This window comes from Psychrobacter sp. ASPA161_6 (assembly GCF_051970285.1).
GTDB classification, from domain to species: Bacteria; Pseudomonadota; Gammaproteobacteria; order Pseudomonadales; family Moraxellaceae; genus Psychrobacter; species Psychrobacter glaciei.
In genome coordinates this window covers 188,218-209,714 of record NZ_JBEFNJ010000002.1, presented here as the reverse complement: position 1 = coordinate 209,714, position 21,497 = coordinate 188,218, and the positions used below count along the sequence as shown (strand labels likewise).

The window sequence follows — 21,497 nt, the reverse complement described above, 5'->3', positions numbered from 1 at the left end:
CTATGGCAACATCAGTTCAGCACTGATGGGCAAATGATCAGATAGCGTTGACCACGGTTTTCCAGTGTGTACCCATGCATCCTTAATCCTTAGATTACGTACATAAATACGGTCTAAGCTGAGGACGGGTAGCTTGGCTGGAAAGGTGGGCGACAGCTTGCCGTGACAATGCTTGAAAGCTTCGGTCATGCCGAGACTGGACGCTAGCTTGTCACAAGACAGTTTTTTCCAATCGTTAAAATCGCCTGCCAAAATAAGCGGTTGGTCAGGCGCAATCTCATTGCGCACATAGTTGGCAATGGCTTCATATTGCTTGAGACGATCGCGCTCAAACAAATTCAAGTGCGCACACAATACCACGACAGGTCGCTCCCAACCGATAGGCTGTACCTCACAGTGCAACACGCCGCGTTGCTCTAGTTTATTAACGGTAATATTCACGTTGTGCTTGGGATCTAGCGGAAATCGGCTGAGCACGGCATTGCCATGATGACCGTTTTCATATTCTGAGTTTTTGCCATAGCTATTTTGCAGCTGCAGATACTCACCAAACCATTCATGCTGTGATTGGTCAGGATATTCGTTGTATTGCATATTGCGCTTGAGGTTTTGACCTTGCACCTCTTGCAAACACAGCACATCGGACTCTATGACTTCAAGCGCATGGGCAATACCTTGCATTTTCACTTGGCGATTCATAGGCGACATGCCTTTGTGAATGTTATAGCTGGTTAGAACAAAAGAGGTGGTAGTCATAGATTCAGTCATAAACTCAGTATTTAGATAGTAAAAGTTGATAGCACTGCATAAAAACTTATCATCAAAAACGAGTGGTCAATTAGTAATGTAGAAGTGCATCAATGTAAAAGGAGCATTGATTCTTATCGAACCAATGCTCTCATATTATACCTATATGCTATCAATGGCGAATTCGTCGATGAACATCATCGATAGCCAGTTTTTTTAAATCAGTAGCGAGTCACCAGAGCAATCGGTTGATCTTCACCCATGATGTCTTGTGGCATAAACACAGCCTCGCCACCATTATGAATGACGTGCTCGATAATTTCGCCAACGGCATCATCAGTCACCCCCTCTGCGGTAGCATCATTAGCAATACTTAGAGTCTGCGCTTTTTCATCAATTTTGGCAGATTGTATATAGCCACGGCGAACATAGAGGGTCTCGCCCGCCCCTTGAAAAGCACTGCGATAGACTTCTTGTAAATCCGTCTGCAACATATTGGCACCGCGAGCTTTATCAATCTCGCCCAAAGCAGCATGATGTAATGACGTACGATATTCTTCTACCGCTTCTTGTACACTATCGACGATATGCTGTGCACTGCCATCTTCTAGATTGGTGGCGTTTGATACCGTGGCAATAATGTTTTCTGGACGATCACAGACTTCTTTGTAGTAACCGATATTTTTGGCATCGCCAACGATGACAAGAGGCATTTTATGCTCGCCCCACAGCTCTTGTACGCTTTTATCGACTTGGTTAAAGTATTCTTTTAAATGGCTACTTTCATTACTTGCAGAACGATCAGAGCCACCATCGCTTGTCGTATGCAGACCATTATTTTCGACAGGGAATGCGATGCTTTCCATATTGTTTTGTGCATCGTCATCTTTATCAAACTCTCTGATGACACGATCATTTGATGCTTCGATCAGGCGAGCCTTATCACGGGTCAGCACGACTGTATAGTAGTGAACGGCACTTGCCATATCACGAACTAGGTCACGAGTGGCAAAACTGTCTGAAATCACAACCCGCTCTGTGGTATCGATGGGCATACGGATCACTTGTACATCGTCAGTACTGGCAAATATGGCTAAGGTATCAAGATTATAATTGTGGTTTAACTCACTGGTCTTAGCGTGAATCTTATCTAAGATAGTTGTCGACGTACTCTTGTCGTATTCTTTGGTTAAGCGATCTTCTACGACTTTTAGCTGGTTTTTTAGAGCGATTGGATCTTGCTCATTGGCTGGATGCGCTCGATGTGTCTTAACAAAGATACTGACCGCTGGATTGGCTTTAGTTTCACGTAAACTTTTAAGAGTCGCTTTCATATACTGCTCCTTGTTTTATTATCATTTACTTTCAACGTTGTTAATTTTTCTATGAGTCATTTTTTCTATAAATCGTTTATCAATAGGGCTTGATATTTTTATTCCATTCCCTTGATGCTAACAGTCAAACCTCACTTGCTGTAGGGTCAATTTGCAAGCAAATGATAGCGCTTTGTAAGTAGAACAATCTATGTTGTTATAAAAGGCAGGTTTATCTCATTTAAACATATTTAATATCGACCCTCTCGTCGCTTTACTTTCTGTATTGTCAGTGAGTAGGTTGCATTTTCATTAAATGAACCCATCTTTTATATAATATAGGTATAAGACCGCAAAATAAAAAAGTAACTGACAGCCTTTTATACTCTGTGTGTGACATCACGCAAATCACTTATACCAAACCCTATTTAACCAATAATAATTTATTCACTAATATCAGATATCGGATACCTTTATGACACCCATTTCTCCAGATTTACGCCTTGTCGATTTTGCCAATGTTTCACCAAGTGCATTACAAAGCCAAGTCATTAGCGCGATAGACGATGCCAATGCTTTTTTAGATGAAATGACAGCCCATACTGACAGCAACCACAGTCCTGCTGATGTCACTGCTGAGCAAGCTCTGAGCGATGTGATGAATTTTGATCATATCAATCTGGCATTAGATCGCAGTTGGGGTATCTTGTCGCATCTCAATAGCGTGATGAGCAACGATGAGATTCGTCATGTGCATCATGAGCTGTTGCCTAAGCTGTCTGCTTACGGCACTCGTGTGGGGCAGCATCAGCCATTATTTAGTCGTTATCAAGCTATCGTGAATGATAAAGCGTTCTTTGCAGCGCTTGAGCCTGCGCGCGCTCGTGCCATTGAGCTTGCGCTTAGAAGCTTTGAGATGTCAGGTGTGGCGTTACCTAGAGCTGAGCAAGAACAATTCGCCGCTATTCAAAGTGAACTCTCAACCTTATCAGCGACGTTCTCAGACAATATATTGGATGCTACCCAAGCCTACTTCTTACCACTTAAGCAAGAGCAACTAACAGGGTTGACCGAAAGTGGTTTGGCACTATTGGCAGACGCAGGGGAACAGTATAAAGCCCGTGAGCTTGCCAGCGGCGCCCTCACGCAAGCAGATATCGATGCGTTGCCGACGCCTTACTATGTGGCAAGTTTAAATATCCCCGTTTACCTTGCGGTCATGACTCATGCTGACGACCGCAGTCTACGTGAGACGTTGTACCATGCTTACGTCACGCGTGCCTCAGAATTTGATGGTCATACAAATAAAAAAGGCGAGTCACTGAATAACGCCGATATCATGGGTCAGATCCTACAATTACGTGAGCAAAAAGCCACGCTATTAGGTTTTGACAATTATGCAGAAGTCTCACTATCGACTAAAATGGCAGATAACGTGGCAGAAGTAGAAACCTTTTTACGCGATTTGGCCACGCAAGCCACTCCAGCTGCTAAGCAGGATTTAGCGCAACTGCAAAAATATGCGCAAGATTATGGCATTGATGATTTGCAGCCTTGGGACAGTGCTTATATCGCTGAAAAAGTAAAACAAAGCGAATTTAGTCTTTCACAAGAAGAGATACGCCCATACTTCCCATTACCAAAAGTCATTAGCGGCTTGTTCGCCATTGTTGAGCGTTTATACGGTATCAAAGTACAAGAGCAAAGTAGTGATGAGACAGCTAGTGGTAAGACAGATAGTGAAAGCACATCTGTCTCGCGCTGGCACAACGAGGTAAGCTTCTATCAATTGTTTGATGCTGACGATAACTTGCTTGGCGGCTTTTATTTTGACTTGTTTGCTCGCAGTGGTAAGCGCGGCGGTGCTTGGATGAGTGGTTTTCAGTCGCGTTACACTTATGACGAGCAAGACCATCAGCAGCTACCGGTTTGCTTTATGGTCGGTAACTTCACGCCTGCCCTCGATGGCAAACCAAGCTTATTAACCCATGATGAAGTACTGACCTTGTTCCATGAGTTTGGTCATGGGCTACATCATCTTTTAACGCAAGTGACAGTCGGTGATGTCGCAGGTGTTAATGGTGTTGAGTGGGATGCAGTCGAGCTGCCCAGTCAATTTATGGAAAACTGGGCATGGGATGCTGAGGGTATTGCGCTGATTAGTAGTCATGTCGAGACTGGCGAGCCCTTGCCTAAAGACAAACTTGCAGCCTTACTGGCAGTAAAAAACTTCCAAAGCGGCATGCAAACCCTGCGTCAAATCGAGTTCTCACTGTTTGATTTATTGATTCATGCACACACGCCAGCACTTGATTATGATGGTATCTTGGCGACCTTAAATACGGTTCGTAACGACATTGCCATCATGCAAACGCCTGACTATAACCGCTTTGCCAATGGTTTTAGTCATATCTTTGCAGGTGGCTATGCGGCAGGTTATTACTCGTATAAATGGGCAGAGCTATTGTCTGCAGATGCTTTTAGTAGGTTTGAAGAAGAAGGTATTTTTAATCCAGTGACCGGTAAAGCTTTCCGTGAGAGTATTTTATCGGTTGGCGGTAGCTTCCCTGCCAAGACTAACTTTGAGAATTTCCGTGGTCGTAGCGCAAGTATTGATGCCTTATTGCGTCACAGTGGCTTTAGCAATGTTAAAAACATCGATGCCGCCAATGCCAAAAGCAATCGCGAGGTCATTTAGATGCGTTATCAATCGTCACGCCCAAAGCGCCGATTTTTGGCGGGCGTCCGCTGTCCCAAATGTCAGGCGATGGACGCGGTGGTACAGGTAAATATTACGACGCCTGTGCCTGATGAGTATATTGAATGTACTAAATGTAGCCATGCAGAACATCGACCTGACCCTGATGCCATCAGTGCCAAAAATCATGCGGAAGACCAACTCGCTCGTGATGCGATGGCGACAGGCACCAGTGGTACGGTAAAATTTAAAACTTAAGCAAACAAATAATACTGATACTGATACTGATACTGATACTGATACTTAAAAGTTTTTTAAGTGCTTTATTATTTAACAGTACTTTAAGCCTATCTAGCAATAGATAGGCTTTTTATTTTGAGTTTGCTATAGTATGGCTACTTATATCTTTGACATAAATTGACCGTAGTATGAAAAATAAAAAAAAGCATCTTTTGTTGAGCAAACGTGAAAAAGCAAAAGCCGCTAAATCGCGCCGTAGAATCTGGATAGCGATTATATTGGCACTGCTATTCATTGTTATCGGCTATTTAGTTTGGGCGCAATCTGTACCTGAGACTAGCAAAACTGGCAGCAGCTCACCATCAATCGCTGAGCAAAACGAGGCTGCACAGTCTGCTGCTATGCCAGCAGAAAATGTCCTCAGTGAAGTCAATAGTGATGACGCTATAACGAGTGAAGCGACTGCCCTTGATCAGAATGCGACCACCACTGATACAGCTGACAACTCAAATAGTCAAGTACCAAAACCTGCTACCATCTTAAGTGCTCCTTTACCAAAAACGGATAGTCTGGCCAAAGAAGAAATTGATCGCTTAGAAGATGAGCGTAAACGCTGGGCTGCCCAAGAAAAGCTGGCATCTGAACAATTAGCGATGAATAAAAAATTGACGGATATGAAGGAAGATCAAATTGCCTTGCTCGAACAACAAATCGCACAATTAGAAGCAGAAAGTACAGTACAAGCCAAAGTAGAATAAACATACTATTTTTTGAAGGGGCTGACGATGGCGAATCTACAATTGACGCATGCCCCTATTTTAAATAGCAGTGCCCAGTTACTTATCTTACCAGTTAATACTGCTGGCATCCTGCTCGACCCTATCCTCTCACGAACCAAGACGCTATTCGCTGATAACTACCATCACTATCGTCGCGCGTGCCGTGACGGCAGTCTAAACGCTGGTAGCTGTTTATTACACAAACGCACACGAGAACAGGCTGGCCTTGGCGTCAGCAGCAATGGCAATCAACCCAGTTGTATTGCCAATCTTGTTATCTCAGACCACCCTTATCATCCGACGCGGTCGCGCTGGCTCACTGACGCTTTAACAGACTTGCACCATCAGCTTATTCCTCTTATTCGCCATCAAGGCATCCGCAGAATTGCCCTATTTGCCCGCCCACTTATCGATAGTCATTTACACAGTACTGTAAGCAGTTCGCCTCCTGAATCCAACGTAGCCACCTCACTGCCATTAAACTGGTATCTCGATATCTTGCCTTTACTAATTCAGCAACTACAAGACCTTCCTAAGCTGCGTATTGATGTGCACGTACCCAAAAGTATCGAGATTTAAGAACAAATAGGATGTTTGTTGGTGCATAGCACAATCTTTAACATTCAAAAAACATGACACCGATAATGGCTTGAATGCTATGCTAAATGAGTGTTTACTGTTTGAGAAAGCACGGTTATTTATTATCAGGATAAGGATACCCTATGAAAATACTTAGAACCCCCGATTCATGCTTTGAAAACCTAGCCGATTACGGTTTTTCGCCGCATTATATGATGGTCGATGATGGCGAAGGCGGTGAGCTGCGTGTACATTATCTCGATGAAGGTCCCAAGGGTGCCGATCCGATTTTACTACTGCATGGCGAGCCTTCATGGTGTTATCTATATCGTAAAGTAATACCGATACTGACAGCGGCTGGACATCGTGTCATCGCGCCAGATCTCCCTGGTTTTGGCCGCTCAGATAAACCTGCCGCCCGTACGGATTATACCTACCAGCGCCATGTCGACTGGATGCAATCCGTACTTGATCAGTTAGATTTAACAAATATCACATTATTTTGTCAAGATTGGGGTGGCCTAATTGGTCTACGTCTCGTGGCAGAAAATCCAGACAGATTTGCTCGAGTAGCAGCTGGCAATACCATGCTCCCCACAGGAGAGCACGATCCAGGAGAAAGCTTCCGCAAGTGGCAGCAATTCTCACAAGATACTCCGAAGTTTCATGTCGGCAGCATCATTAATAGTGGCACTACGACCGAACTATCACAGGCAGTAATCGATGCTTATAATGCACCCTTCCCTGATGAATCCTATAAAGAAGGTGCAAGACAGTTCCCCATACTAGTACCGACCACACCGGACGATCCTGCTTCAACAAAAAACCGTGCCGCCTGGGGCGAGCTTGGCAAGTTTAATAAACCTTTCATTACCCTGTTTAGCGATTCTGACCCTGTCACTGGTGGTGGTGATCGAATCATGCAAAAACTTATCCCTGGAACTAAAGGTCAAAACCATAGCACTATTATTAACGGTGGTCATTTCTTACAAGAAGACCAAGGCGAAAAACTGGCTGAGCTACTGGCTCAGTTTATTGCTGACAACCCTATTAATAATGATTAAGAAAATTTGATATTTTCTTCGTTATTACATGCAGCTCAATTGTTACCGTTTAATGCTTTAAATCATGGCATGTATCTTCCTGTAGGCATTAAACGGTATATTTATATCCATATATTGATAAAAAAATGCGCTTAGCTTAGTATCCATTTTATAGGCAAATACTATAAAAACTTATTACATTCAAATTTAAATAAGGATAACAAGCTATGTCAAACAACAATGCAAAAAACACTAATGCTGAGAATTCAAAAAAATCTACCAACAATAAAGCAGTGACTGGCGTAGAAGTGGTCAGAGAGGATACCGTGGTATTTGAGGACGGCGACTTTGAAGAATACAACGCTGAGCATGACTACGAGGAAGCTATAGACGACAGCACTGCTAAAAATGATACATCAGAGCAATTAAGTAGAAATAAAGAATCTGATAAAAATCAGAAATCTCGTAAAGATGACAAATCTAATAGCGACGATCAGTCTGAAAAAGATACTAAAGATAGCAAGTCTCATAAGAAAGACAATACCGGTAAAAAAGATAATGCCGACCAAGAAGATAAGTCTAGTATTACCATGGCAGGTATTTATCAGTGGGCATCAAAGCTGAAAGACGACTTTAAATCTGATGCTAGTGGTATGACTCAGGATGTCTCTGAAAAAGCGACGGCTATGATGCTTGGCAAACTATTGGATGCGGTAGATCTTGAATTAGCGGCCTTTGATAAGAGCTTAGACGTCGCCAAAAATTTGGTCACGACGGCTGAAGAAAGACGCAAAAAGATCGCTGCTAAAAAAGAAAAATATCAGGGTATGATCGACAAGTTAGATCAAGAATAGTTACTCTGGTTAATTAGACAATTATTCTAGAGTTTTGTCAATCCAATGTTGAACGTCTACTATGAGCGTTTGGCGTTGGATTTTTTATTGTCAGTGCTTAGGTACGATTTTATTAAAATAAAATGTCATTGAATAGATTGGAGGAAGACAGCAACATTCAACCTGATATAGTTGAATTCAAATAATTTCGATACAAGAAAACCGAGCGCAAGTTATACATTAGTATGCTTAGCGAGGATGACGATGTAGCGGTATTATTTTTCACTGACTATATAAATGTAAATGCTTATTTAGCCATAAAAAAACCGCCTTGAGTGCTATTAACTAACAGCCCAAAGCGGTTTTTTATATCCAGCGAAAGTACTTATTCAGCAGTTGGGGTTGAACCCTGCTCAACGCCTTTCATAGTCAACTTAATGCGACCACGGTTATCAACGTCTTGTACGAGTACCTTAACGGTTTGACCTTCTTTTAAATAATCTGATACATTCTCAACGCGCTCTTCTGCGATTTGTGAGATATGCACTAGACCATCAGTGTTTGGCAAGACGTTAACGAACGCACCGAAGTCAACGATACGAGCGACCGTACCTTCGTAAGTTTTGCCCACTTCAACTTCAGCAGTCAATGCTTCGATTTTACCGATAGCTGCTTTGGTTGCTGCTTTGTTTTCACCAAAGATACGAATCGTGCCACCATCGTCGATATCGATAACTGCGCCAGTTTCTTCCGTTAGCTGACGAATCATCGCGCCGCCTTTACCGATTACGTCACGGATTTTGTCCGGATTAATTTCGATAACGGCATAGTTAGGGGCATGCGCGTTGATTTCAGTACGGCTCTCAGGCAATACTTTATTCATCGCATCTAGGATATGGATACGACCGGCATGGGCTTGCTTAAGCGCTTGCTCCATAATGTCAGGGGTAATCCCTTCGATTTTGATATCCATCTGAAGCGCAGTAATACCGTCTTTAGAACCAGCAACTTTAAAGTCCATATCGCCAAGATGATCTTCATCACCTAAGATGTCTGATAGTACAGCGAAACGCTCGCCTTCTTTAACCAGACCCATCGCGATACCAGCAACTGGGGCTTTAATTGGTACGCCTGCATCCATCAATGCCAAACTTGCACCACAAACAGACGCCATAGAAGATGAACCATTTGATTCAGTAATCTCTGACACCACACGGATGACATACGGGAAGCGTTCGCTATCTGGAAGCATTGCTTGTACACCGCGACGTGCTAAACGGCCATGACCGATTTCACGACGTTTTGGAATACCTTCACGACCCGTTTCACCGACTGAGAAATGCGGGAAGTTATAATGCAGCATGAAATGATCACGGATAGTGCCACCTAGTGAGTCAATCATGTTGACGTCACGGCTGTTGCCAAGAGTAGTTGTAACCAATGCTTGCGTCTCACCACGTGTGAACAGTGCTGAACCATGCGTATATGGCAATACACCAACTTGCACATCAAGCGCACGAACGGTTTCAGGGTCACGACCATCAATACGCGGCTTACCTGACAAGATATTGTCACGAACCGTACGATACTTAAGATCGTTATAGATTTCTTTGAGCTCAGATACCGTATCAGCATAGGCTTCTGACTCAGCATCACCAGCAAGCGTATCAATAATTGATTGCTTAATTTCGTCAAGCTTAGTGTAGCGCGCTTGTTTATCAGTAATCGTATAAGCGTCAGCAACTTGCTCGCCAAACTGCTCTTTCATGCTGCTGGTAAGCGCTTGATCACGCTCAGGGACGCTATACTGCTGCTTAGCAGTACCGATTTCTTCAGCCATTGATGCAATGTTATCAATAACGATTTGCTGCTGTTGATGACCGTAAAGTACTGCACCTAGCATCTGATCTTCTGAAAGCTCTGCTGCTTCTGATTCAACCATCAATACGGCAGACTTAGTACCAGCCACAACCAAATCAAGATCGCTCTCTTTGAGCTGCTCGATTGTTGGGTTCAGTACGTACTCACCATTGATGAAGCCAACACGGGCAGCTGCGACTGGACCATTGAATGGCGCGTCAGAGATAGCCAGTGCCGCTGAAGCACCAATTAATGCAGCGATATCTGCTGATTGAGTCTTATCTGACGATACAACCGTCGCAGTAATCTGAATTTCATTCACATAACCTTCAGGGAATAGCGGACGAATCGGACGGTCAATCAAGCGCGACGTTAATGTTTCAAACTCGCTCGCACGGCCTTCACGTTTGCCATAAGCACCTGGGATTTTACCCGCTGCGTACATTTTTTCTTGATAGTTGACGGTCAATGGAAAGAAGTTTTGGCCTTCTTTCGCATCAGACTTAACAACGGCAGCCACTAGGACAGTAACACCACCCATGTGAACTAAAATAGAGTTGGCTTGACGAGCGATACGCCCTGTCTCGATAACAACCTGCTGGCTGCCATATTGGAATTCACGTTTAACAGTATTGAACATTGTCGGATTTGTCATATAATTTTCCTAATGTTGACTGACGAAAATAATATCAACGTCATAAGCGCGCTGATATTTGTCATTAAAATTCTTTGTCTCTAGCTCCTGAGGAACAAGTCTCTTATCTGCAAGTCCTATCGATGAGACTGATAGTGTCACCTGCCTATCTTATGCATTTGTCTACAGTAGACATCATACTATTACATATTTTTAGTCGTTCAAATTCGTTTTTTCATCAATATAGTCAAAGCTTATGCCAAGCAGCAACCATACATATACGATGTTTTTTCTATCTTTGCTAAGGTACTACAACAGATAGTAGCAATGGCATAAAACTGACCAAGCATTATTTTACAGTGATTTCTAGCCATTGACCAATTAATTGCAAAACAGGGCTGTTGTTTATAGTCTTCCCTAGATATGACTCAAATCAGCATTGAGTCAACCCTTAGTTTTACAAAAAATTCTAAAACTATAGCGTGAAAATATTTGAGATTAATCATCTATATTAACAAGCATAAAAAAACGGTGTGAAACTATTCCACACCGTTTTAGAAAAATCTATTTTATCGATAGCAACAAGCAAGTTCCAAGCGATTTAGCAAAAAATTCAAAATAGCGCCACAGGATGGCATTTGTTATTTTAGCGATCGCTCGTACTATTGTCGTTAAATTAACGACGTAGACCCAACTGGCTAATAAGAGTGGTATAGCGACCAAGATCTTTACCTTTTAGGTAATCAAGCAATTTACGACGCGTGTTAACCATACGGATAAGACCACGACGGCTATGATTATCAGCTTTATGCGCTTTAAAATGGTTCTGCAAATCGTTAATACGTGCACTTAGCAAAGCTACTTGAACTTCTGGAGAACCAGTGTCGTTTTCGCCGCGCTGGTATTGAGAAATGATTTGTTCGCGATCAGTATTAGTTAGCATAAATATCTCCGGCAATGCTAAAAGCATCCAAGATGCACTCAAATTTAAGCCATCTTAAAAGCTATAGAATAGTAAATAAAGTAACTTGTACGCCATTCAGGACAACCCTGCATTACTAGAGTTGACCTAGTGTACGACAAGCTCAATGTGTTATAAAAAACCACTTAAAAATAAGCCAGATATTAGCGGAATATTGCCCAACTCAATCATCTGCTTTGAACAGTGAGCTCAGCAACCTGCTTTATCTAAAATCTTAATTCAAATGTGACGGTTATTATACCAAAAAACTGCTGAACTAGCAGCAGTTTTTCATAATAGTTTCATGGCAAGACGAATTGCCAATATAACAATCTAAGGTACATTCACAGCCACTACAAGCATAGCCATTACAAAATTCTAGCATATTACTTTTTCACATCGCTCTCAGTAGCATTACCACCTAGCTCATCATCAGCAAGAGGTGCTGCCGTAGTGACTTCCGCTAAACTATCTGGAGTGGCATGTTCGCTAGGGTCTATGTCTTCTGCAAGCTTTTCAATCTCTTTTTCTTGCTCGTCCATATTATTCGGTGAATTACTCATATTAGCTCCTAAGTTATTATTTTCTGAACTATTTAGTTTTATAATTATTGATACCAAGCTAAAAAAATGTAATAGCGTCACCCAGCTATGAGTGACACTTTAAATACTCTACTTGTCTTCTTTAGCATTTTCTAAATTGTCCGCAACGCGATCTGCCGCTGCTTCTGACTCTTCAGTATGGTTATTTTCGGTTTGGCTTTTAAGAGCTGCAGTTGCTGATTCAGAACGTTGTTGCTCAAGCTTGGTATCGTTTGGATTAGAGTTTGACATAATATGTTCCTCGATCATGGTTGGTTATAGTTATTGGTAGATTAATGCTGTATGTTCATTGTTAATATCTTACAAGGCCAGTTAAGACAAGGCTTTATCGATAGCATCAACGAAATTTTCGATATCATCTGGATTACGCGAAGTAATTAAGTTACCGTCAATTTGTACGGTTTTATCAACGAAGTTTGCTCCCGCATTTTCCAAATCTGTTTGCAATGAGTGGTACGCCGTTAAGGTCTTACCTTTTGCGATACCCGTGTTAATAAGTACCCAAGGTGCATGGCAGATAACCGCCAACGGTTTACTTGCTTCATTAATTGCATTGATTATACTGTGAGCTTCTTTATTGCCTCGAATGGTATCCGCATTTACAGTACCACCTGGCACTACTAGCGCGTCATAGTCATCAACCTTAGCCTCACTTGCAAAGATGTCAGCGGTGAAAGTGTCACCTTTATTGACATCCTGATTCATCGCTTGAACTTTTTTGTCTTCGTTAGTAGTAATAAGCAATGTGTTATAACCTTTTGCTTTCAGTTGGTTATTAACATCTTCATACTCTGCTTGTTCAAAATTATTGTGTAGTAAGAAAGCGATCGTTTTCATGATATTCCTTGTCTTTATATTTGTGATTCTATATATAAATTTTATTATTGATTTATCTATTTTTTTTGTTATGAGTACTTCTTGTTTTTATAGTACTTCTTTGTTGTTATTTAGTGTTGAGACTTCAGCAGTAAAACTTTCCTTGTTAAAGCCATTCCCTAAGCATTTTTTATTATTTTAAATTTTTCTTATTAGTGTATTTTTTATTTTTATTACATTGATTATCTCTTCTAGCCTTCCCTAGCTGACTTATCTAATGTACAAAAAAAACAGGCTTCACCATAGGTGAAACCTGCAATAAAATGTGAGGATATGTGATTAGTGTAAACTGTTAGTAAGTTTAAAGAAGATTAATTGGCTCATAGCCACATGAAGCATACGAAACATACGAAACATACGAAACATACGAACCATGAAAAGCTTAGAAAATATAACCCTACCGCTGGATTAATTTCTTAGGTTGTAGTCGGCCATTAAGACTAACAGCTCCCAATCCAATAAACTCCCCTTGCTCATCTAGCAGGCGTATATCTACCGCTATCTCGTGGAGCAATGGTTGTTCATCATCACTACTGACGATATCGCTATCTAGTGGGGTGTCATTGCTTTCTGAAACAGAAGACTGATGGCTAATACTGGTTGAAATATAATCGCGCAAATCATCAGTAAGCTGCTCAAAAACATTCAATCGCTGCCCCATATGGACACGGGTATACTGTTCAGCAGTCAATGTAAGCTCAGCCTCGATATTAACACATGCATCAATAGCAAGGAGCTGTGCCTGTCTCTCATCTAACGATAGCGCCTCTAACGCTGATAAAGAAATCGATTCCACTATGCTAAACTTTCCGACCTGCGTACGGCGCAATGCGATTAAATGCCCTAATGTGCCCATTATCTTGGCAATATCCTCTGCCAATACGCGCACATAAGTACCTTTGGTACAAGTCACCGTCAATTGAATCTGCTCGTTATCAATAGCTTTTAAATCAATGGCCTTAATCACGATATCTCTTGGCGCTCGTTCTACTTCGATACCAGCACGGGCATACTCATAAAGCTTTTTACCGTCCTTTTTTAAAGCAGAATACATCGGTGGTATCTGCTGCTGAGCCCCTAAAAACTGTTGAGCAACCTTGTCCAATATTGATTGATCAAAAGTTGGAATAGACACCTGTCCAACGATTTGACCATCAGCATCACCAGTATCTGTCTGGCTACCAAGCAATATCGTCGCTTGGTAAGATTTGTCGGCATCAAGTTGATAATGGCTAAACTTCGTGGCCTCACCCATACAAATAGGCAATAGACCAGTGGCCATGGGATCAAGCGTACCTGTATGACCAGCTTTTTTGCTGTCATGTGCAGGAGACTTAAACAAATACTTCACCTTTGAGACCACTTGCTGTGATGTCATACCTTGCGGCTTATCAACTAAGATAACGCCGGAGACCTTTTGTTTATCCGTTGTCTTTTGACTAGTCATTGTCATTAATCATCATTTTCTTTGCTGTCGACTTCATCTTCATTCTGCTCAGTTTTGATGACCGCTTGACTGATCAAGTCCATCATATAGTTGCCACGAGCCGTTACTTCATCATAATGAAAGCGCAGACGTGGTGTCGTACGCGTTTTGAGACTATGGCTCAATTCGGTACGCAAAAAACCTGCCGCTTTATTCAGCACTTTGATGCTTTCTTCGTGGTTGGTTTTGGTCATCGCGTCATTAAGCTCTGGCTCCATGATGGTGACATAAACGTCCGCATACCCTAAGTCTGGGCTGACCTTGACACTAGAGATAGTGACAAAACCAGTCAGCCGCGGGTCATTGACTGCGTCACGAATAAGAACAGCAAGCTCACGCTGAATTTGATCGGATAAGCGCTGTAAACGTTGGTTCATATTGTTACCTTAATTTGATATGGCCTATTTTTATGGATTAGCCCGTTTGCTTATTAATACATTTAAGGGCTGATATTTGTTAAAAAAGGCCTAGCAGGATGTACCTGCTAGGCCTAAGTACAGCTAGATATGAAGGAGATACTAATATGCTCAGCTGATTAAGCGTCTTGCATGATTAGAGACCTTACTATCGAGCGGTGACTTTAGATAGTACGTTCGAACTCTTGAATTTCAAAGACTTCGATCTTATCACCAGCTTCGACATCATAACCACGAACGGCTAGGCCACACTCCATCCCAGTACGTACTTCATTAACGTCTTCTTTATAGCGACGTAATGATTGCAGCTGACCAGTAAAGATAACTTGGTCATCACGCAGTACACGGATAGGCTTATTGCGATAGATTGTACCTTCAACCACCATACAACCGGCAGCTGCACCGAACTTACTAGAACGGAATACTTCTCGAACATCAGCAACACCCAGGATTTTCTCACGATGTTCAGGCGCAAGCATTCCACTCATGGCTGCTTTTACATCATCAATCAAGCCATAGATAACACTGTAATAGCGAATATCCATGTTGGCTGCATCTGCTTTACGACGTGCGGTCGCATCTGCACGAACGTTAAAGCCTAACAATACCGCTTCGCTAGATTCTGCAAGCGTTACATCAGACTCAGAGATAGGACCAACACCTGAACTGATGACGCGAACTTTTACTTCATCAGTTGACAGCTCATTCAGTGCCGATAGTAATGCTTCGAGCGAACCACGCACATCAGTTTTAAGAACAATATTCAAGAATGACACATTGCCTTGTTCCATCTGATCGAACATGCTCTCTAAACGCATGGCATTCTGACGTTCAAGTTGACGTTCACGCTCGCGATTGGTTCTGAAATCAGCCACTTCACGGGCTTTTTTCTCATCTGTAACGACTAAGAATTCGCTACCAGCTGCAGGTGTTTCAGGTAAGCCTAAAATCTCTACAGGGATAGAAGGACCCGCTGACTGAATACGCTGACCATGTTCATCAGTCATCGCACGGACTTTACCGTAATGCTCGCCCGCTAGAACCAAGTCGCCTTGTTTTAGTGTGCCTTTTTTGACTAGAACACTAACAACAGGACCACGACCTTTTTCAAGTCTTGACTCAATCACCACCCCTTGCGCAGCACCATCTAACGGCGCTTCTAACTCCATCAGCTCCGCTTGGATGCTGATATATTCTAATAGCTCATCAATACCTTCGCCTGTTTTGGCTGAGATACGCGCCATTGGCGTATCACCACCCCACTCTTCTGAGACGACTTCTTTGGCAGTCAACTCATTGAGTACGCGATCAGGATCAGCGCCCGGCTTATCCATTTTGTTGATGGCAACGATAAGCGGCGTACCAGCAGCACGTGCATGGTCGATAGCTTCTTCCGTTTGCGGCATCATGCCATCATCAGCTGCGACAACCAGTACAACGATATCAGTCGCTTGCGCACCACGTGAACGCATAGCACTAAAGGCTGCGTGACCTGGGGTATCTAAGAAAGTAATCACACCGCGACCGGTTTTTACATGATAAGCACCGATATGCTGAGTGATACCACCTGCTTCGCCATTCGCTACTTTCGTTTCACGAATTTTATCTAGCAATGAAGTCTTACCATGGTCGACATGACCCATAATAGTTACGACTGGTGGACGTGTTTGCACGTTACTGCTGCGTTCATTGACTGCAGATTGTAGATCGTCTTCAACCTTAGTATCACTAACTGGTACTGGGTTATGACCCATTTCTTCAACAATCAGACTGGCTGTCGCTTGATCAATCGTATCTGACTCACGAGCCATCTCACCCATTTTCATGAGTAATTTAGTGACTTCACGGGCTTTAACTGCCATACGCTGGGCAAGATCTGCGACAGTGATTTGCTCACTGATCTCGACATCATAGACAATTTTTTCAACAGGTTTTTCAAACTTATGCTGTGACGCTTGCGTTGAACGTAAACCATTTTTACGGTTTTTGATCTCACGCTCATCTTGATTTTTACGACGACGACCACGAGCACCAGTGCTACTTGCACCGCGCTTGATTTCACGACGTTCTTTTTCAAATGATTCTTCTAATGCGTCACCGACTAGACCTTCAGCCAATGGCTCATCTTTGCGAACTTCAGCAGCAGGCTGATCCGTATATTTACCAGCCATTTTACGCATTTGCTCAAGTGTGCGCTTTTGCGCTTCTTCAGCTTGAACACGGCGTGTTTCTGTCTCAATTTCGCGTAGACGGTTTTCTTCTTTTTCACGTACTTCACGAGCTTTACGCTCAGCTGCTGTTTCAACTTTAGGTTTCGTAGCAGCAACTTTTTTCTTCGGCTGTTCTTTAGGCTTGACTTCAATAGTAGTCTTGCCGCCCTTTTTCACAACAACTGAAGTAGAAATGTCGTCATTCTTATCGTCTGATTTTTTGCTAGAGCCTAAGCTGGCACGCATCGCAGCTAAGGTTGCTGCTTGACGCTCTTCAGATTTTTTCTTAGTAGCAGCACGCTCTTCAGCGTCCTTAGCAGCACGTTCTTGCGACTCAATCATCGCTTGCTCACGCGCAGCCAACTCTTCAGCCATTTTTTCTGGATCAGGCTTTTCGAATACTTTCTTTTTACGCACTTCCACATTGACACTCTTAGATTTACCTGAAGAGCCGGTCACACGCGCGGTGCTCGTTGTTTTAGACTTGAGACTAATACGACGCTTATCTTGCTGACCATGACTTTGCTTTAAATACGTCACCAACTTCTCTTGCTCAAGCTCGGTGACTAGGTCATCCTCTGCGCGAGCAGGCAGTCCAGCATCTACCAGTTGCTGTTTTACAGCACTTGCGGTTTTGCCTACCATATCTGCCAGTTCTTTGACGGTCTTATCTGCCATTTATTATCACCTACTGTCTATTATTTGCTATATGTTCAATTCAGTTGTTGGCTACAAATGATTGGGTTAAGGCTGGTGGTTAGGTTGCATGTATTATGCGACTTTATACCAGCACTTTATTATCGATAGCATATCACTAAAAGACAGCGATATGCAGTTACCGCTTATTCATTGAACCAAGATTCCCGAGCTTTCATGATGAGTTTTCCTGCGGTTTCAGTATCTAATCCTTCGATATCTTCTAAATCGAAGACGGCTTGTTCTGCCAAGTCATCAACAGTAATGATGTCTTTTTGAGCCATTTTATAAGCCCAACTAACGGTCATTCCTTCAAGATCTTGTAACTCTTGACTTGGCTCTTTCATGTTTTGTTGTTTGACTAGCTCATCAGCGATGACGACTTCTTTAGCACGTTCTTGAATCATGTCGATCGCTTCGTCGTCTAAACCTTCGATGTCATAGAAAGTCTCAACTGGCACATAAGCCACTTCTTCGATACTGGTAAAGCCAATATCGACAAGCGCTTGAGCTAAATCTTTATCGACTTCTAAACGTTCATAGAATAATTCAATGAACGCTTTCGATTCGTTTTGTTGACGCTGCTGATACTCTTCTTCGAGCATCATATTAAGCTTATAGCCCGTTAGTTCAGAAGCTAAACGGACGTTTTGACCTTGTGAACCAATCGCACGCGCTAACTGATCGTTGGTGCTAAAAATGATATCAGCGGTCTGCATGTCTTCATCTAGGATGATACTACTAACATCTGCTGGCTCTAAAGAGCTAATGATAAATTGGGCCGGATCATCTGACCAAACCACCACATCAATACGCTCACCATCTAACTCTTGCTGAACCGCTTGAATACGCGTACCACGCATACCGATACAAGCGCCAACCGGATCAATGCGATGATCGTTGGTTTTGACGGCTATTTTAGCACGAGTACCTGGCAGACGAGCAACGTTACGGATTTCAATGATTTGTTCTGCAATCTCAGGCACTTCTTTTTGCATCAATGCCGAGAGCATTTCAGGATGAGTGCGCGACAATAATAACTGGGCACCACGATTTTCACGGTTTACATGATATAAAATGGCGTTGATACGAGATTTCGCTCGTAATTGCTCACGTGGTAGCATCTGATCACGTGATAAGTAGCCTTCGGCGTTATCACCCAAATCAATAATATAGCCATCGCGTGTTTGTTTTTTTACTTCGCCATACATCATTTCACCAACACGTGGTTCAAAAGCGTCTGCTACTAGCGCACGCTCAGCTTCACGTATTTTTTGAATGATAACTTGCTTGGCTTGCGTGGCAGCAATACGACCAAACTCAATGGATTCAATCTGTTCTTCTTTAATATCACCAATTGACCATTCTTCTTGATCAAGGTCGGTAATAGCAAGCTGACAGGCTGGCATTTCATGGTCTTCATCGGCAACCACTGTCCAATAACGGTATGTATCATAATCGCCAGTTGCACGATCAATTGATACCCGCACCTCTACTTCTGGCTGTTCGGTATAGACTTTTTTCTTAGTTGATACCACCAAAGCGTCTTCTATGGCTTCAAAGATATCTTCAGGATTTAAGCCCTTTTCATTACTGACAGTTTCTACTACCGTTAAGATTTCACGACTCATGCTATACCTGTCCTATCATTTTATAATTGACTTAAATTTTATAATTGGCATATTGACGTTGTGTTGTCATCGTCAGTCACGCCCTATTTAGGGGTCAAAATATTGATTAATACTGAATTGCGTTACCATTGAATATTGAAATTAGACATCTTCATAAATCAAGTTGGCTTTATCAATGTTACTCAAAGCAATCTCAAACTGTTCACCATCGGTAGACGTCAATTTTAAAGACGTTGCATCGATACTGTCTAAAGTACCTGTTGCTTTGCGGCGTTTTTTATCGCCTTCACCAATGGCTTGTATCAAGCGCAAGCTCACAGTCTGACCGACGTAATCATACATTTGGTCATCTGAAAAGAACGCCCGGTCAAAACCAGGTGAGGAGACTTCTAAAATGAACTCACCAGCAATAGGATCATGCACTTCTAGGATGCCGCTTACCTGATGGTTAACCGCCGCACAGTTTTCGATACTTACCTGCTTATCCTGTGCTTTTTCTTCAGGTAAAGCCTCAATGTAAATACGCAATAACGAGCGATTGCCTTGTGGGGTAAACTCTACGCCCCACAGCGCCACATCACATGCAGCTACCGCAGGGGCAATAATAGTAGTTAGTTCTGCAACTTTAGTCGAAAGCTTCATAATTTATTTATATCTTCCTATTTACTTATCTGTCGTACTTAATGAACCACATTATTTATTACTTTTTTATTTGCGCGGCTCACAGCAATCGTTAGGTGTTTTATCTATTATATAATAGCACTAGCTCAGTATTATATTCGGTTGACATCTACTATATATAAGGACATTACCTAGGAACATCAAGCTCAGCTCATGAATGTGCTTATTATGTATAAAGCAAAATGATCAATAAAAGAGTATGAAGTAAAAGGCAGCGTCGCTTGCGAATAGTCACGCAAGTAGCGGTAAGTAGATGAATAGTAAGTATCGTACTCTATAGGCATAGAGCTTAGCATAAGTAGGGCAGATACCGCGACAACCCTGACTCACAGATACAAAAAAACCCACAAACATAATGGTGGGCTAATCGGCACTGACAAATTTAGTGTACAAAACATCAGTATAAAAAGTGGTAGCGGGGGCTGGATTTGAACCAACGACCTTCGGGTTATGAGCCCGACGAGCTACCAGACTGCTCCACCCCGCATCAATCTAGAACGCATATTATAGGGAGGTTTTGTAGAAGTGTCAATACTTTTTTTAAATAAATTCTAAATTAAGTATTCTCTACTAAAAAATCCAACCTGACGCTATATGCTACGTCTATAAAACTTGGTGCGATTGGGGGGACTTGAACCCCCACAGCTTTCGCCACCACCCCCTCAAGATGGCGTGTCTACCATTCCACCACAATCGCATTTTGCTACTCTGTTCTCTAGCGTTTAATCTACTGTAAATGATGCTTAAGGTAGGCATCAATAGATAAGGTCTTGCGAAAACAGAAAGGCATTGTAAATCTAACGTGCCAAAATAGCAAGCACTGCCTACTTAAAAGACACTTACTCAGGATTTTGCGTTAATGGGCGCGGCGTTTGCGGAGCTGAAACAGGAACATCTAAACGAAACTGATCTTCTGCCTGCTTACGTGCATGAACAGCAAGGGTCATACTGGTGATAAAAAATATGACTGTCAATACTGCAGTCGCACGTGTTAAAAAGTTGGCAGTTCCTGCGGCACCAAATACCGTACCTGACGAGCCAGCACCAAAAGAAGCCCCAGCATCTGCCCCTTTACCATGCTGTATCAAGATCAAGCCGATCATGGCAATCGCCACGATAATATGCAGGGCTAATATAAACGTAAACATGGTGGCCTCTTTTGCCGCGTAATGACGACAGATAACGGAAAATAAATCTTAAAGTTAATAGTGG

Annotated in this window: 19 protein-coding genes and 2 tRNA genes; 6 read left to right on the top strand and 15 right to left on the bottom strand. The window is 42.5% G+C overall.

Annotated features, from left to right (window positions below):
- Together ACTQ9T_RS06990 and ACTQ9T_RS06985 are read right to left on the bottom strand one after the other, a co-directional pair.
- Complete coding sequence (locus ACTQ9T_RS06990; RefSeq protein WP_010200741.1) at positions 1-756, bottom strand: endonuclease/exonuclease/phosphatase family protein; 756 nt, start codon at positions 754-756, stop codon at positions 1-3.
- 212 nt (positions 757-968) lie between these two features.
- Complete coding sequence (locus ACTQ9T_RS06985; protein WP_440464587.1) at positions 969-2,081, bottom strand: AOC03_06830 family ribosome hibernation factor; 1,113 nt, start codon at positions 2,079-2,081, stop codon at positions 969-971.
- A gap of 454 nt (positions 2,082-2,535) precedes the next feature.
- On the opposite strand from ACTQ9T_RS06985, the gene ACTQ9T_RS06980 reads away from it, so the two are divergent.
- The 6 genes from ACTQ9T_RS06980 to ACTQ9T_RS06955 all read left to right on the top strand — a co-directional run bounded on the left by ACTQ9T_RS06980 (position 2,536) and on the right by ACTQ9T_RS06955 (position 8,253).
- Positions 2,536-4,758, top strand: coding sequence for a M3 family metallopeptidase (locus ACTQ9T_RS06980; RefSeq protein ID WP_440464586.1), 2,223 nt, complete (start codon positions 2,536-2,538; stop codon positions 4,756-4,758).
- Positions 4,759-5,016, top strand: coding sequence for a YheV family putative metal-binding protein (locus ACTQ9T_RS06975; protein ID WP_010200725.1), 258 nt, complete (start codon positions 4,759-4,761; stop codon positions 5,014-5,016).
- Between the two features lie 170 nt (positions 5,017-5,186).
- Positions 5,187-5,756, top strand: a complete 570-nt coding sequence (locus ACTQ9T_RS06970) for a hypothetical protein (protein ID WP_440464585.1) — start codon at positions 5,187-5,189, stop codon at positions 5,754-5,756.
- Positions 5,757-5,783: 27 nt separating this feature from the next.
- The gene (locus ACTQ9T_RS06965; protein ID WP_440464584.1) at positions 5,784-6,356 is read left to right on the top strand and encodes a hypothetical protein; all 573 of its coding nucleotides are present in this window, start codon (positions 5,784-5,786) and stop codon (positions 6,354-6,356) included.
- A gap of 143 nt (positions 6,357-6,499) precedes the next feature.
- On the top strand, positions 6,500-7,420 hold the full coding sequence (locus tag ACTQ9T_RS06960; RefSeq protein ID WP_440464583.1) for a haloalkane dehalogenase: 921 nt from the start codon (positions 6,500-6,502) through the stop codon (positions 7,418-7,420).
- Positions 7,421-7,626: 206 nt separating this feature from the next.
- The gene (locus tag ACTQ9T_RS06955) at positions 7,627-8,253 is read left to right on the top strand and encodes a hypothetical protein (protein ID WP_440464582.1); all 627 of its coding nucleotides are present in this window, start codon (positions 7,627-7,629) and stop codon (positions 8,251-8,253) included.
- Between the two features lie 364 nt (positions 8,254-8,617).
- On the opposite strand, the gene pnp is transcribed toward ACTQ9T_RS06955, so the two are convergent.
- The 13 genes from pnp to secG form a co-directional block, all read right to left on the bottom strand.
- Positions 8,618-10,732, bottom strand: a complete 2,115-nt coding sequence (gene pnp / locus ACTQ9T_RS06950) for a polyribonucleotide nucleotidyltransferase (protein WP_440464862.1) — start codon at positions 10,730-10,732, stop codon at positions 8,618-8,620.
- 670 nt (positions 10,733-11,402) lie between these two features.
- Positions 11,403-11,669, bottom strand: a complete 267-nt coding sequence (gene rpsO, locus ACTQ9T_RS06945; protein ID WP_010197757.1) for a 30S ribosomal protein S15 — start codon at positions 11,667-11,669, stop codon at positions 11,403-11,405.
- A gap of 404 nt (positions 11,670-12,073) precedes the next feature.
- Complete coding sequence (locus tag ACTQ9T_RS06940) at positions 12,074-12,250, bottom strand: hypothetical protein (protein WP_201589250.1); 177 nt, start codon at positions 12,248-12,250, stop codon at positions 12,074-12,076.
- Positions 12,251-12,358: 108 nt separating this feature from the next.
- Positions 12,359-12,520, bottom strand: coding sequence for a hypothetical protein (locus tag ACTQ9T_RS06935; protein WP_201589247.1), 162 nt, complete (start codon positions 12,518-12,520; stop codon positions 12,359-12,361).
- An 81-nt stretch (positions 12,521-12,601) separates the two neighbouring features.
- Positions 12,602-13,126 carry a type 1 glutamine amidotransferase domain-containing protein gene (locus ACTQ9T_RS06930; protein ID WP_440464581.1) on the bottom strand — a complete coding sequence of 175 codons (525 nt, stop codon included), beginning with the start codon at positions 13,124-13,126 and terminating at the stop codon, positions 12,602-12,604.
- Positions 13,127-13,562: 436 nt separating this feature from the next.
- Entirely contained in the window at positions 13,563-14,618 is a 1,056-nt protein-coding gene (truB, locus tag ACTQ9T_RS06925; RefSeq protein WP_440464580.1) for a tRNA pseudouridine(55) synthase TruB, read from the bottom strand.
- Positions 14,618-15,028, bottom strand: a complete 411-nt coding sequence (locus tag ACTQ9T_RS06920) for a ribosome-binding factor A (RefSeq protein WP_010197749.1) — start codon at positions 15,026-15,028, stop codon at positions 14,618-14,620. Before ACTQ9T_RS06920 ends, truB begins: the two co-directional genes overlap by 1 nt.
- 203 nt (positions 15,029-15,231) lie before the next feature.
- On the bottom strand, positions 15,232-17,955 hold the full coding sequence (infB, locus tag ACTQ9T_RS06915; RefSeq protein ID WP_010197746.1) for a translation initiation factor IF-2: 2,724 nt from the start codon (positions 17,953-17,955) through the stop codon (positions 15,232-15,234).
- 164 nt (positions 17,956-18,119) lie between these two features.
- Positions 18,120-19,604, bottom strand: a complete 1,485-nt coding sequence (nusA, locus tag ACTQ9T_RS06910) for a transcription termination factor NusA (RefSeq protein ID WP_010197744.1) — start codon at positions 19,602-19,604, stop codon at positions 18,120-18,122.
- A gap of 141 nt (positions 19,605-19,745) precedes the next feature.
- The gene (gene rimP / locus ACTQ9T_RS06905) at positions 19,746-20,246 is read right to left on the bottom strand and encodes a ribosome maturation factor RimP (protein WP_010197742.1); all 501 of its coding nucleotides are present in this window, start codon (positions 20,244-20,246) and stop codon (positions 19,746-19,748) included.
- 449 nt (positions 20,247-20,695) lie between these two features.
- Positions 20,696-20,772, bottom strand: a tRNA-Met gene (locus tag ACTQ9T_RS06900).
- A gap of 126 nt (positions 20,773-20,898) precedes the next feature.
- Positions 20,899-20,982 (bottom strand) — tRNA-Leu (locus ACTQ9T_RS06895).
- Positions 20,983-21,124: 142 nt separating this feature from the next.
- Complete coding sequence (gene secG / locus ACTQ9T_RS06890; RefSeq protein WP_010197739.1) at positions 21,125-21,433, bottom strand: preprotein translocase subunit SecG; 309 nt, start codon at positions 21,431-21,433, stop codon at positions 21,125-21,127.
- Positions 21,434-21,497: the final 64 nt, after the last annotated feature.

Coding starts and splice junctions, on each gene's coding strand:
- ACTQ9T_RS06970 (WP_440464585.1), top strand. CDS start 5,187: ATGAAAAATAAAAAAAAGCATCTTTTGTTGAGCAAACGTGAAAAAGCA.
- ACTQ9T_RS06920 (WP_010197749.1), bottom strand. CDS start 15,028: ATGAACCAACGTTTACAGCGCTTATCCGATCAAATTCAGCGTGAGCTT.
- ACTQ9T_RS06975 (WP_010200725.1), top strand. CDS start 4,759: ATGCGTTATCAATCGTCACGCCCAAAGCGCCGATTTTTGGCGGGCGTC.
- rimP (WP_010197742.1), bottom strand. CDS start 20,246: ATGAAGCTTTCGACTAAAGTTGCAGAACTAACTACTATTATTGCCCCT.
- infB (WP_010197746.1), bottom strand. CDS start 17,955: ATGGCAGATAAGACCGTCAAAGAACTGGCAGATATGGTAGGCAAAACC.
- ACTQ9T_RS06935 (WP_201589247.1), bottom strand. CDS start 12,520: ATGTCAAACTCTAATCCAAACGATACCAAGCTTGAGCAACAACGTTCT.
- ACTQ9T_RS06990 (WP_010200741.1), bottom strand. CDS start 756: ATGACTACCACCTCTTTTGTTCTAACCAGCTATAACATTCACAAAGGC.
- ACTQ9T_RS06965 (WP_440464584.1), top strand. CDS start 5,784: ATGGCGAATCTACAATTGACGCATGCCCCTATTTTAAATAGCAGTGCC.
- rpsO (WP_010197757.1), bottom strand. CDS start 11,669: ATGCTAACTAATACTGATCGCGAACAAATCATTTCTCAATACCAGCGC.
- ACTQ9T_RS06955 (WP_440464582.1), top strand. CDS start 7,627: ATGTCAAACAACAATGCAAAAAACACTAATGCTGAGAATTCAAAAAAA.
- secG (WP_010197739.1), bottom strand. CDS start 21,433: ATGTTTACGTTTATATTAGCCCTGCATATTATCGTGGCGATTGCCATG.
- ACTQ9T_RS06980 (WP_440464586.1), top strand. CDS start 2,536: ATGACACCCATTTCTCCAGATTTACGCCTTGTCGATTTTGCCAATGTT.
- ACTQ9T_RS06985 (WP_440464587.1), bottom strand. CDS start 2,081: ATGAAAGCGACTCTTAAAAGTTTACGTGAAACTAAAGCCAATCCAGCG.
- ACTQ9T_RS06940 (WP_201589250.1), bottom strand. CDS start 12,250: ATGAGTAATTCACCGAATAATATGGACGAGCAAGAAAAAGAGATTGAA.
- ACTQ9T_RS06930 (WP_440464581.1), bottom strand. CDS start 13,126: ATGAAAACGATCGCTTTCTTACTACACAATAATTTTGAACAAGCAGAG.
- pnp (WP_440464862.1), bottom strand. CDS start 10,732: ATGTTCAATACTGTTAAACGTGAATTCCAATATGGCAGCCAGCAGGTT.
- nusA (WP_010197744.1), bottom strand. CDS start 19,604: ATGAGTCGTGAAATCTTAACGGTAGTAGAAACTGTCAGTAATGAAAAG.
- ACTQ9T_RS06960 (WP_440464583.1), top strand. CDS start 6,500: ATGAAAATACTTAGAACCCCCGATTCATGCTTTGAAAACCTAGCCGAT.
- truB (WP_440464580.1), bottom strand. CDS start 14,618: ATGACAATGACTAGTCAAAAGACAACGGATAAACAAAAGGTCTCCGGC.